At 45.6% G+C, this 13,266-nt stretch carries 9 protein-coding genes; 7 read left to right on the top strand and 2 right to left on the bottom strand.

What is annotated here, in order from left to right; genetic code table 11:
* The first annotated feature begins 302 nt into the window (after positions 1-302).
* The 5 genes from K8R76_06075 (at position 303) to K8R76_06055 (ending at position 7,917) form a co-directional block, all read left to right on the top strand.
* On the top strand, positions 303-2,225 hold the full coding sequence (locus K8R76_06075; protein ID MCD4847738.1) for a glycoside hydrolase family 127 protein: 1,923 nt from the start codon (positions 303-305) through the stop codon (positions 2,223-2,225).
* Positions 2,225-3,403 carry a galactokinase gene (gene galK, locus K8R76_06070; protein ID MCD4847737.1) on the top strand — a complete coding sequence of 393 codons (1,179 nt, stop codon included), beginning with the start codon at positions 2,225-2,227 and terminating at the stop codon, positions 3,401-3,403. Before K8R76_06075 ends, galK begins: the two co-directional genes overlap by 1 nt.
* Positions 3,400-4,419: a UDP-glucose--hexose-1-phosphate uridylyltransferase gene (locus K8R76_06065; protein ID MCD4847736.1), complete on the top strand. Its 1,020-nt coding sequence runs from the start codon at positions 3,400-3,402 to the stop codon at positions 4,417-4,419. Before galK ends, K8R76_06065 begins: the two co-directional genes overlap by 4 nt.
* Positions 4,420-4,592: 173 nt before the next feature.
* The gene (locus K8R76_06060) at positions 4,593-7,031 is read left to right on the top strand and encodes a PAS domain S-box protein (protein MCD4847735.1); all 2,439 of its coding nucleotides are present in this window, start codon (positions 4,593-4,595) and stop codon (positions 7,029-7,031) included.
* A gap of 40 nt (positions 7,032-7,071) precedes the next feature.
* On the top strand, positions 7,072-7,917 hold the full coding sequence (locus K8R76_06055; protein ID MCD4847734.1) for a hypothetical protein: 846 nt from the start codon (positions 7,072-7,074) through the stop codon (positions 7,915-7,917).
* 599 nt (positions 7,918-8,516) lie between these two features.
* Here the strand turns inward: K8R76_06055 and K8R76_06050 are convergent.
* On the bottom strand, positions 8,517-9,107 hold the full coding sequence (locus K8R76_06050) for an aspartyl protease family protein (GenBank protein ID MCD4847733.1): 591 nt from the start codon (positions 9,105-9,107) through the stop codon (positions 8,517-8,519).
* Positions 9,091-9,990: a hypothetical protein gene (locus K8R76_06045; protein ID MCD4847732.1), complete on the bottom strand. Its 900-nt coding sequence runs from the start codon at positions 9,988-9,990 to the stop codon at positions 9,091-9,093. The genes K8R76_06050 and K8R76_06045 overlap by 17 nt, the downstream gene beginning before the upstream one ends.
* A 751-nt stretch (positions 9,991-10,741) precedes the next feature.
* Here K8R76_06045 and K8R76_06040 point away from each other — a divergent pair.
* Together K8R76_06040 and K8R76_06035 are read left to right on the top strand one after the other, a co-directional pair.
* Positions 10,742-11,395: an MBL fold metallo-hydrolase gene (locus K8R76_06040; protein ID MCD4847731.1), complete on the top strand. Its 654-nt coding sequence runs from the start codon at positions 10,742-10,744 to the stop codon at positions 11,393-11,395.
* A gap of 40 nt (positions 11,396-11,435) precedes the next feature.
* Positions 11,436-13,115 carry a PQQ-binding-like beta-propeller repeat protein gene (locus K8R76_06035; protein MCD4847730.1) on the top strand — a complete coding sequence of 560 codons (1,680 nt, stop codon included), beginning with the start codon at positions 11,436-11,438 and terminating at the stop codon, positions 13,113-13,115.
* Positions 13,116-13,266: the final 151 nt, after the last annotated feature.

Raw genomic sequence — 13,266 nt, 5'->3', positions numbered from 1 at the left:
AGAAAACGACGATTGTAAAGACCGGTAAGATCATCTATGTACTCTCTTCCGACTTCAATCATTTCCGATTCCTGACAGATCTGCGGACAGCTGCAGGACATAATGTTCTTGCTGAAAGAGGGTTACACCTGCAAACTGATCCTGATAGAAAAACCCCTAGCCCAGATAAAAGCTCTTTTATTCAATATTAGACTTGTATCTGCACTACATGTCAAGAGCATTATGATCCTAACACACAGACTGCTCTTTATATATTGTACCGGAACAGAAGAGCTCTGAAATGGATTGAGGTGAAATTGAACATGACTACAGGACGCATAACTCCGATCCCGTTCTACAGGGTAACGGTCGATGACCTGTTCTGGTCGCCGAGAATAGAGACAAATAGAACGGTAACTGTCCCGCTCGGATATGAGCAGTGCAGAAAAACAGGGCGTCTGGACGCATGGAAGCTTGACTGGAAGGATGGGAATCCGTGCAGGCCGCACATATTCTGGGATTCGGATGTTGCCAAATGGATGGAAGCTTCGGCATGCAGTCTTCACCTCCATCCGGACAATAAGCTGAAAGAGAATCTAAACGCAGTTATCGATTTAATGGAAAAAGCCCAGCAACCGGACGGCTACCTTAACAGCTATTTCACAGCCGTAGAACCGGCCAACCGGTGGACCAACCTGCGGGACAGACATGAGCTGTACTGCGCGGGTCATCTAATCGAGGCTGCCGTGGCACACTTCTCCGCAACAGGAGATGATACATTCATCAATATCATAATAAGGTATGCGGACTGCATTGATTCCGTCTTCGGCAACGGAGCGGGACAGAAGCGTGGATACCCCGGGCATGAGGAACTTGAACTGGCCCTGATTAAGCTGTTCAGGACAACGGGTGAGAATCGCTACCTTGAACTTGCTGCCTTTTTCCTGAACCAGCGAGGCACAGGACCGCATTACTACGATCTGGAGTCTGCGTCCCGGGGGGAAGATCCAGCGAAGAATTACGAATACTGGCAGGCTCATCTGCCCGTCCGAGAGCAGACAGAGGCTGTCGGACATGCGGTAAGGGCAATGTATCTCTACAGCGGAATGGCTGATGTCGCAGCTGAAACAGGTGATCCTGAACTTGCTGAAGCATGCCGTTTACTCTGGCATAATGTGACAGGAAAAAGGATGTACATAACCGGGGGAGTTGGATCAACTGAGCGGGGAGAAAGCTTCACCGCGGATTACGATCTGCCCAATGAGACCGCATATGCCGAGACCTGCGCCGCAATCGGTCTTGTCTTCTGGGCACACAGGATGCTGCACATTGATGATACGCCCATCGCGAAGTACGCTGATGTAATGGAACGGAGCCTGTACAACTGTGTTCTGAGTGGCGTCTCTCTTAATGGTACACGCTTCTTCTATACAAACCCTCTTGAAGTCCGCCCCGGACATGCAATGACACAATCAGGTCTGGAAAATAATTACAGATACTCCCGTCAGGAATGGTTCAACTGCTCCTGTTGTCCTACGAACATAATGCGTATCCTCTCCTCCTTTGGTCAATATATTTACGCAAGCGGTAACAACAGCATATACGTTCATCTGTATGCCGGAAGCACCGCGGAAACCGTGGTTTCTGGAGTACACGTAGACATCCGGCAGGAAACGGAGTATCCCTGGAAGGAAACGGTTACCCTGTTCATCGATCCTGAGAAACCTGTTGAGTTCTCACTGTCACTGAGGATTCCGGTATGGTGCGAAAACGCATCTCTGAAACTTAATGGAAAGGAAATCAGACAGCTTCAGATAACCAATGGATATTCGAATTTGCGCAGATTATGGAGAAAGGGTGACACGCTGAACCTCATTCTGCCTATGCCTGTTCGGAAGATCGAGGCTCATCCGGAAGTACATGATAACTGTGGAAAGATTGCAATCATGAGAGGTCCAATCGTTTACTGTCTTGAAGAAGAGGACAACACACCGAACCTGAATGACATCCGTCTGGACTCGTCAGCTGAACTCAAGGCTGAGTATGATGAAAACCTCCTTGGAGGATGTACATTTATCAAAGGCGCCGCCAGTATCAGGAATGGAGAAGGATGGACTGATCATCTGTACCGACCCGGAGCAACGGAAACCATGCCGGTGGAAATTAAAGCAATTCCATACTGCCTGTGGAACAACAGGCGAGCAGGGGGAATGCTTGTCTGGATATCGGAGAACCTGTCGGACTGATGAAAGATACACTGATATGCCGGGATAGATTTGAGGAGATCTTCGGTCAGGGAAAGGTTCCCTTCAGGATTTCCGTTCCCGGTCGCGTTAACCTCATCGGCGAGCATACTGATTACAACGACGGCCTTGTCCTTCCCGTCGCTGTGAACCGATATGTTCATGTTACCGGGCGAACCCGGCAGGACAGTTCTATTGAAATTCATTCAACAGCATTCGGAGAGCTGCACCGGTTTTTCCGTGAGAACGAAATGAATCCTTTACTGTCGGGATGGAAGCGCTTCGCGGAGGGAATTATACGTACAGTTCTCATGAACGAGGATGAACAGGTCGGAATGGACCTGCTTGTGGAGAATGATCTTCCTGTTGGCGGCGGGTTGAGCAGCTCGGCAGCCTTTGCTGCGGGTCTGGGCATTATTACCGCCAGATTGAACAGAATTGAACTTAACCCGTTTGAGTTCGCCAGAACACTGCAGAATACCGAGCATGAGTTTGCCGGAGTGAAATGCGGAATCATGGATCAGCTCTCAATACTCCTTTCGCGGAAAGGCAACGCTCTTCTCATCGACTGCAGATCGCTTCAGGTTGATCACATACCACTTCCCTCTGACTGGTCTCTTGTAATAATGGATACAGGTGTAAGGCATGATCTCGCATTTTCGGAATACTCCGAAAGACGCCGCCAGTGCGCTGAAATAGTCGAGTTGTACAGAGGAGCGGGAAAAGAATTCACCTCACTTCGTGATGTGTCACCTCGTGATCTCGACCAGCTGGAGAAGATCACCGGCAACACGAGTGTATTCCTTCGCCGATGCCGTCATGTGGTTTCGGAGAACCTGAGAGTAACCGAAGCAGCATCAGCGCTTCAGGCATCGAATGAAAACCGTATCGGTCATCTTTTCAGGGAATCCCATGAAAGCCTCAGAAACGATTTCGAAGTCACCTGTCCTGAACTGGACTGCATGGTTGAAGCAGCATGTCATGCTCCAGGTTGTATCGCTGCAAGAATGACTGGGGGAGGATTCGGAGGATGTACGGTCAATTTTGTGACAGGGAGTATGGCTGAGGAATTCATCATCGCAACTCTGTCAGATTACAGAAAGAAAACCGGTCGAAACGGAACGGCACTTCCGGTTTCAGGCATTGACGGAATAATGTCCTGTGAAGGGAAACGTCGATGAATTACGAGAAACCTCACCGAAGGTTAAATCCATTAACGGGAAGATGGGTACTGGTTTCGCCGAATCGTTCTGCAAGACCATGGCATGGAAGCATTGAAACCGTTGATGATAACGTAACGCTGCCGGAATTCGATCCTGAATGCCAGCTCTGTCCGGGTAGCATTCGAGCAAATGGAGAACGGAATCCACTCTACGATAAGGTATTCGTATTCGACAACGATTTTCCCGCCCTGGTGTACGGCGGAGACGATTCATCCGAGAGCAATCCCCCATGGAAACAGGGTATGATGGAAACCGGTATCTGCAGGGTTATCTGCTATTCACCGATTCACAACATTTCTGTTACCGACCTCGATGAAACATCAATTCTTGCCGTCATAGATACATGGGAAAATCAGATCGTTGAACTGATGAATATTCCTGATATCAACTATGTACAGATATTCGAGAACCGGGGAACCATGATGGGCTGCAGCAACCCCCACCCGCATGGTCAGATATGGGCATCAGGATCTGTTCCGGGTGAAGTCGATTCAGAGGATTATCACCAGGCGAATTACCTGCGTGATAACGGAACATGTCTCCTCTGCGACGTTCAAAAGCACGAGCTTGCTGAACGTAAACGTATCGTCCTTGAAAACGACCACTGGACAGTTCTTGTGCCATACTGGGCTGAATGGCCATTCGAAACGATGCTTCTGTCAAAACATCACTCAGCATCTCTTACGGGTCTGAATAATGAACAGAAGATTTCTCTGGCTGTAATATGGAAACGGCTTCTCCTGGCTTACGACAACCTCTTCAAAACACCGATGCCGTTCAGCTCAGGATGGCATATAGCGCCATCTGACCCACTTGAAATAGAATCATGGCATCTTCATGCACATTTCTATCCACCACTTCTACGATCCGCTACTGTGCGCAAGTTCATGGTGGGCTATGAAATGCTTGCCGAATCCCAGAGGGACATCACGCCTGAGGAGGCAGCGGAACGTCTCAGATTATCGGCCTTCTGAATTCACTGTCCCGGCTACGGAAACAAACTCACAGAACTGGATTTGTCTCGTGTCCTCGTCTTCAGTTCAGAAATAATTCATCTCAGATATGGTTTAATCCGCACTTGTTTTATTATGCCTGATTAGTATATGACAGCAATACGTGTGTTTATTCTCTCATGCGAGGAACAATTATGGATAATCGGGACAAGAGCAAAGATGATCCACCTGAAGAGTTGATTGAACCCGGTCAAGATATCAGTGAAAAGAACTCCGCAGAACCATGCTCATATCATGGAGCAGCTGGCGGCCAGGAAAACCTTGAATTTTACAAGAACATTATCGCCGCAGTTCGAGAACCCATTCTGATTCTGAACTCCGATCTGAATTGTGTTTTCGCAAACCGGAGTTTTGTTCAGGTATTCAATATAGATACTTCAGCCATATACGATCAGTCAATTTTTTCAATTGGTAACAGGTTTCTGAATGTCCCGGAACTGAAAGAACTGCTCAATGAACTGCTCTCCATACACCAGGATTTCAATGAATATGAAGTAAATCTGGATCTGATTCATATCGGTAACCGGGCTATGTCACTTAACGCAACAGACACAGCACAGCAGCCAGGTGAAGAAAGATTGATACTCCTGAGCTTCGAGGATATTACAATTCGCCATGAAGCAGAAAAGCAGCTTCTGGAAAGCGAACGGAAATATCGAACTCTTTTCGATTCATCCAGAGATGCAATCATGATGCTAGCGCCACCGGATTGGTCTTTCACAGCCGGCAACCCGGCTACGATAGAACTGTTCAGATGCAACAGCGAAAGTGATTTTACATCCTGTCGACCATGGGAGCTTTCCCCGGAATACCAGCCTGACGGTCAGATTTCATCAATCAAGGCAAAGATGATGATAGAATCCGCTGTAAAAACAGGTTCAAATCTGTTCGAGTGGACTCACAGTAAAACAGATGGAGAAATTTTCCAGGCTTCGGTACTACTTAGCAGGATAGAACTTCAGGGCCATACCATGCTCCAGGCCACAGTCAGAGATATTACCGGCCGCAAGGAAGTCGAAGAAGAGCTTAGAAACCACCGCTTCCATCTTGAGGAGCTTGTACGGAATAGAACCGCGGAACTCAGCGAAAGCGAGGAAAAATACCGAACTCTCGTCGAGCATAGTCATGATGGTATCTATATCTATGCCGGAGGCGGCTTTCTCTTCGTAAATAATCGAATGTGTGATATGACAGGTTACACAAAGGTGGAACTGGCCGGCATGAAGTTCTGGGAACTGGCCCATCCTGAAGACCTTGAGAGAATCCGCGAATATGAATTATTACGAGAAAGCGGAGCCGATGTACCCTCGGTATTTCAGGTAAGGGTAGTGAAAAAGGACGGTATAGAAAGGTATATAGAATTTTCAGCGAAGAGTATTACGTACCATGGTGAATACGCAGTTCTCGGAGTCGGTAGAGACATAACGGCTCTCAAATTGTTCGACGAGGAACAGAGCAAGATGGATAAACTGGAATCACTCGGAATTCTCGCGGGAGGAATAGCTCATGATTTCAATAATTTCCTTGCGGTGATAATAGGAAATATCTCACTTGCTCGCTTGATGGTTGAACCCGGAAGCAATATCTACGAGATACTTACCAGTTCGGAACATGCAGCAAGCCAGGCGTCCGCTCTTACAAGACAGCTCCTGACTTTCTCGAAGGGCGGAGAGCCTGTGAAGGATCTTTTATCAATTACAACTCTGCTTCAGGAATCATGCAACTTTATTCTCAGTGGATCAAATGTTATCGCCGAATTTAATTTTTCTGAAGACCTCCGGCTGATAAGCGCTGATCCGGGACAGATCACGCAGGTGATTAACAACATTATTCTCAATGCCAATCAGGCAATGCCCGAAGGCGGTCGAATATTCATATCCGCGGAAAACACAGACATCTCCGATAACAGCATTATCCCGCTACAAAAAGATTCATATATCAAAATACAGATAGAAGATGAAGGAATAGGTATTCCTGAAGAACAGCTAACCATAATTTTCGATCCATTCTTCTCAACAAAGCAGCTGGGAACCGGTCTTGGTCTGTCAACGGCCTATTCAATCATTCATAAACATCACGGACATATTCTGGTCGAGAGCGGGATCAACTCCGGAAGTAAGTTCATCATATATCTTCCATCAGTATCCGATATAATGGAAGAGAAGCAGATGGAAATTGATTTCCTCACTGTGGCTGAAGGAAAGATACTCATAATGGACGACAAGGAGATTATAAGGGATACGGTGAAAGCAATACTTAACCGTCTTGGATATGAAGTTGAATGTGCTGTTAATGGTCGTGAAGCCATAGAAAAGTACAGCGACAGCATGAAAAACGGGAATTCTTTCGACGCTGTGATCCTGGATCTTACAATCCCGAACGGCATGGGCGGCACGGATACAATAAAGGAACTGCTCTCAATTGATCCTGATGTCCGCGCAATCGTATCAAGCGGGTACTCAACAGATCCTGTGATGTCAAACTATGAGACATACGGCTTCAGTGGAGTCATGCTTAAGCCTTATTCAATTTCACAGATAGCATATGTACTGCAGGAAGTAATCGACAGTTAACCCGACCTTTTTCAATAACAATCAGTAATCAGGAGTAAGAATGATGAATATTAAGAGTATCTCAATGAAGCTGACAGCTGTATCAATCGTACTGATCGCTTCTTCAGCAGTATATGGGGATTACTGGTATGGAGATTTCACAGATGACAGGACAGTTGTATTCTCGAATACTGCAGTGATCCTGTCTTATCCGGACATTGATTGCTCACAGGGTTTCAGGCTTCCGATGGGAACTGAACTCGATATAACAGGATCTTCTGGAAAGGACACCTTACCTGATGGAATGCCATTTTACTGGTATGAAGCTACATTTGAATACGATGGTATTGAGTGTACCGGCTACATTCCCGGACCCGATCTTGCAATGACCAGCCTTGCACTCGGCGGTGATACACTTTTTGTTTTCACAGTCACCGGATTCAATCCGGAGGAACATTGTTTCATTTCAGCAGCGAGAATAATCAGTTCGGATGAGATCCTTGCAGAACAGGTTTTCCGTCCGGTCAGCGCAGGTTACGGACAGTCTCCATACAGCTACTGCATCAGAGGAATGGAACTTCAGGCAGATGGATTCGTCGGAATAGAAAACCTTATTGAACTTTCCTTTATCTACGAAGCATGCGGATATGAAAATCGCGATGTTCTTTTCGCATGGACCGGTACAGATCTTCATATGGGACCGCATGCCAGTTCGCAGTCCGATGCTGGCTGCTACAGCTTCAATGAGACATTCGTGCTCCCTGACGACTCGTGTGGAGTAGACAACGAAGTCACAATTAAAGGGATCCTGGAAGAATGGGAAGATGACGCAGACGGTTACGTTGAAACACAGAGAACATCCGACACGTACACATGGAATGGTGAAGCGTTCATATCCGGGGAATGAGCCGGCGATGAAGAACCAAACTTGACAGATGAAGAGGCCTTTTAGTCTATTACTTCTACCAACTCCAACCTCAGCCTTCTGATATCCGAAACCCCAACAGAGGAGGTGCACATGGTAGGAAACGAATACAAATGCAGGGAGAACAGGGTTTAACCTTTTCTCCCGATAAGGACGGGGCCGGGGCATTCATTGCTCCGGCCCTTATTCCATGTTTACGTTGGTACCCCGCGGTGGACGCTATTAGAACTGCTGTCATTGCTGGAATATGAGTTCTAGAATGTAGCCTTCATTTGTCGTTTTATTAGTGGGTGGCACTGTTTGGTATCCCATGGTGGATGCTTTTCGAACTGAAATACAATCCCCGGATGAGCTATCTCAAAAGGTTAAGCCTTTCAGTCTCACAAATGTGAGCAGTTTCGACCGTAAGATGAATTTGCACATGAAAGATGCTATTGATAAGGAATCTTGATTGTATGAAGTAAACTGATCTTCTAATTCACTGTTGAGTTCTCTACTGCTGAGGATTCAATACATAGAGTAAATCAGAACTAATGAAAAATCCTTTATCTCCCAAGTCTAATTTTCAAGTCTAGTATGATTCATTCCTTGGTCTTGTAGCAGCACTCTCGAAATGATTGACCACTCCCGCAAGGACATGGCTGATCCATTTCAACAAAAAGAGCTGGTGCAACTACCGGAGAGTCTTGTCTTCCAAAATCAATGTAAACAAGCGATGGAATTCTAAAAGAAATCAATGTTCTACCGCCAGCATTTGTAATAGCGAAATCTCCAAGCGTAATTATGTCCATACCAATTAACACATCAATGTTATTCGGGAGTTCCATACAGCCTAAAGTCATGTTAGCAATCGTTACGTTATTAGGAAGCCGAATATCTACAAAATAGGAACTCACACGATGAATATCACCTGCAACTGCAACCTCAAGAACACCAATTGGCTTTAGATTGCATTTCTCAACAATATGTGGAGCTATTAATGACGTAGTTGCACCTGTATCCCACAAAGCACGCCATAAAATGGAAGACTCCCTTATTACTTCTACTTCACTATCATGCCCATACGATGCAAGAATTTCCACTGGTGATATCAACTCGGATATAAGCCCATCTGCTCGACCTGTGAACCAATTGAAACGAGCTTTTATTTCTCGCTTAATGAGTTTCTGCAAATTCTTCCTCCAACCCTTTAGTATATCGAACCGTGGAAACACAAGCTTTGCTATAAGCTAGAGGACCAGGTTCACATTTTTGAATAAGGAAAGTACCAGGTGTAAATTTACTTGCTCCGTATTGATATGCTTCTTTCGCCGTTCTAAATTTGTTAATCAGTCGCCTGTTATGAATGATCAAGTATTCTCCTGCGAAATTCTCAACGAATTCATTCTGTTTCTCAAGGAAGAACGTGAATTCATTCTGAAGGGGGATACTCACAGTACTTTTGAAACAATCAGTATGACCTCTAATTAGTGAAGTATTCGTATATTCTCTTAGATATGCTCTTGCTTGCATCGGAAGTGCTGCTGAATAAATGATTGATTCGCAGGTTTGATCCAATTCAGTAAGCTTGTCATTGATTGTTCTAATGATTAAAGCATTATCAAAGTCTGACTCACTAAGCATATCTTTTTCAAGAAACCAATTAGCCACTTCAATCCAGCTCCAGAGCTGTTTAGATTCGTCGACACCTGAAATAGGCAATGGAAATGAACCATCACCACGATCACCCTTTGCGAGCAGTCTAATGGACTCCCTCGTCCTGTTTACTCTCCGTGCAATTTCAGACAATGAAACAATATCACTTGGTTCTATGTGAGAAATGCCTATTTTTAACTTTGATGATCGAATATTCATAATCGCAGATGATATTGCATCAATAAACGAAGAAGCAATTCTATCGAAAACAAGATATACAACAGAATTTCTGGAGGCTATCAGAGCATCATCACATCCAGATTCAAAAAGGCTATCTTCAAGCTCTGAACTGATTGTATCAACTCCGGATAGCACAATAACGAAGTGATAATTCTCATTCATTGCTTTCACCCTTCTCATCCTCTCGATGTTGACAGCTATCTACTTTCCGTCGAATTTGTTTTGCGTGATTCTCAATGTTTCTTGGTGTTGACCATATACTCATCTTGCATCCTTCCACACTCGCTTCAGGACATAGAAGTCTACCCCAAGCATGTGCTGATTTCCCGGCTTTCTTATACTTCCACCCCCTGCTTTCTGCATATTTAACAGCTTCTTCTATTTCCTTCTGCGGATGCTTTTTTCTTCTCATAAAGTAATATGCAATACTGTTGACATGTGTCAACAGTACCTGCTCCCTCATTCTCGTGATTTAATACAGCTTCTCTAAGTCAATACTTCATTCTATTATACTCCATTTTCATAGATAATAATTACATAATTTAATATAGTTGGCTCAATACATATTCACATTCATATTTATCTGCTCTTCCGACAAACAACAATATTGTTTTCAAGGTCGATTATGAGCTTGTATTAAATTAGTATCCATGGTGGAAGCTATTAGAACTGCTGTCATTGCTGGAATATGAGTTTAAGAATGTAGCCTTCATTTGTCGTTTTATTAGTGGGTGGCACTTCCTTGGTTCTCCTAACGCGATTCTAACTTCATACGCCAAGAGGCTGTTAGGCATAACGGTTGGACGGCCTCTCCTGCTGAGGTTTCCAATAAGGGTTATTTATCCTATCGAAAGTATTGGTTCAATCATCATGTCTAATATCGTTTGCTGAGCTATATTCAGTTACGGCGAATTCTGGAAAAGAGGTTGGTATGAATCAGTACACGATCAGAATCACGATACTCTACGATAATACAGCACATGTTCCCGATCTGAACGCCAAATGGGGGTTCTCCTGCCTGGTGGAGCGCAGGGATTCACCGGTGGTGCTTTTCGATACTGGTCCAACCGGCCCTGAGCTGATGGAAAACATGAAGATCCTTGAGATTGATCCCGACCGTATAGATATTATCTTCATATCACACCCTCACTGGGACCATGCCGACGGACTCGAAGAATTTCTGAAACACAATGACCATGCTATACTTGTTATCCCTCCTGCTTTTGACTTCTCGAGTACTCACAAAACCATAATTGCATCCTCTCCCGGCAGCATTTGTGAAGGAATTTACACAACAGGTGAGCTTGATGATTTTGAACAGTCGATGGTCATGGATTCCCCTGAAGGTATGGTTGTTATAACGGGATGTTCCCATCCTGGCATTCCGGAGATACTTGAGATCTCAAGGGAATTCGGAAGTATTCATGCTCTGATCGGCGGATTCCACGGGTTCAGCGAACTCGATCTTCTCGAGGATATCCCTCTTGTATGCCCCACACACTGCACAAAGCTGAAGGATGAGATCCTGGCACGTTTCCCGGACAAGTGTATCGAGGGCGGAGCAGGCAGAGTGATAGAAATTTAATTTGTTTCAAACACTGTTACGAAAGTGAATAGAGGACAGAATGATTTTCGGAACGCTCCTCACGACATTCCTGATAACCACCACCAATCTTACAATCACTGAACCTGTCGACGGACAGAGCTATTGGATTGGCGACTCTCTCACCGTCAGGGCTATTGTGGAGAACGAAAACGAGAAAGCCGACTCGGTCCACTACTCCCTCAATAATCAGACGGTGATCCAGATTCCGAGGCTGAATACCGACTGGTATACCTACATGCAGAACGATCTGCACCATGGTTATTCGGAATCTCCAGCCCCATATGACAACACAATATTCTGGACAGCACCTATTACCGGGACAGACCACGAATTTCCAACACCTGTAGTAGTCGATGGGTTAGTTTACTACCCGCAGAACGAAGGTGGTGATACGCTGTTCGCTTTGGACGCGGTCACCGGCGAAGTAGAGTGGATATTCACTGGAATCGGTAACACAGACGATGCTGTCACAGTCAAAGACGGTAGGCTATATACTGCAAGTGATTCTATCTGGTGCCTTGACGCCCTAACGGGTGATATGATCTGGAGCTTCGGTAAAGCAAATGCTTTTGGCAGTACACCGGTTGTGGATAATGGAAAGGTATACTGTGGTAAAGTTTTTTTTAGCCCATGCTCCACTTGGGTATACTGCCTTGAAGCTGAGACCGGATTCGAACATTGGGAGAATAATTTCTACGGGGCGACTACAAGCTGCATGACAATCTGGAACGGTATGGTATTTGTTCCAACATATGCGGGTCCTTTATATGCCCTGGATGCAAATACAGGCTCGATTATCTGGGAGAATACCGACGCATATGATGGCTACTGGGATTCCTCACCAACCCTATTTGACGAAGTAATATATATCGGTGGAGTTGATGGATACTTACGTGCTATAGACGCCAATTCCGGAGAGACCGTCTGGGAAAACGATTTTGGAAATAGCATTACCGCCACTCCCGCCTATCATGGCGGTAATCTCTACGTCGGCGCACAGGATCCGCCTTTTGCTTCAGTCTTTGCTCTGGACGGAACCATGAACTGGACCAGTAATTTTGAGATACATGGCTCACCCGGAGTAGCGGACGGAATGGTGTTCTTTGGGGAATACTCTTTCAACGACAGTGCTAGAGTAATTGCACTGGACGGTGCTATGGGAGATACCGTCTGGACCTACATGACAACTGCGAACCGCTTCCTGGGTAGTCCTGCAATCACTGACGGGATTGTATATATCCCAGCGATTGACGGAAATCTCTACGCCTTCGGTACCGGTCTGAAGTACACCTATCTGGGTGACCTCTACGCAGATATCGGCAAGAATGAGCTTATAGTCACCGCTTTCGATGAGGGAATCGCCTTTGCCGTCGATACTGTTAACTTCACTGTTACCGAGACAGGGATAGGACTGAAACCCACTCCAAGATTTGGATTGTGTGCAAGCCCGAATCCCTTCCGCTCCACCGCATCCATCTCTTTTGAACTTTCCGAACCGGGACACACTTCAATTATAGTGTTTGACCTTTCCGGTAGGATTGTCTGTTCTCTTGTAGAATCTGATCTTGGAGTCGGACAGCACTCCTATGTCTGGGACGGTAGGAGTCAGAATGGCGAACACGTTGCTTCCGGATTGTATATATGCAGGATACAGTCCGGTGAGATTTCGTCTACAACGAGACTATGTCTGTTGAGATGAGAAACTATAAAGGCAGCCGCAGTGGGATTGCTTTCATTACCAGGCTGAGCAAACTGCAATCCACTGAACCTTAGTGTTGTCAAACATACCTGGAAAGAGTGAGTAAATGCCTGTATTCGGCCCTGTTCCATCGAGAAGGTTGGGTAGAAGT

Origin of the sequence: Candidatus Aegiribacteria sp. (genome assembly GCA_021108435.1) — a bacterium.
GTDB lineage: Bacteria > Fermentibacterota > Fermentibacteria > Fermentibacterales > JCC-6 > Aegiribacteria.
The sequence above is the reverse complement of the archived record's forward strand: the minus strand, read 5'-3'. Positions and strand labels throughout refer to the sequence as shown.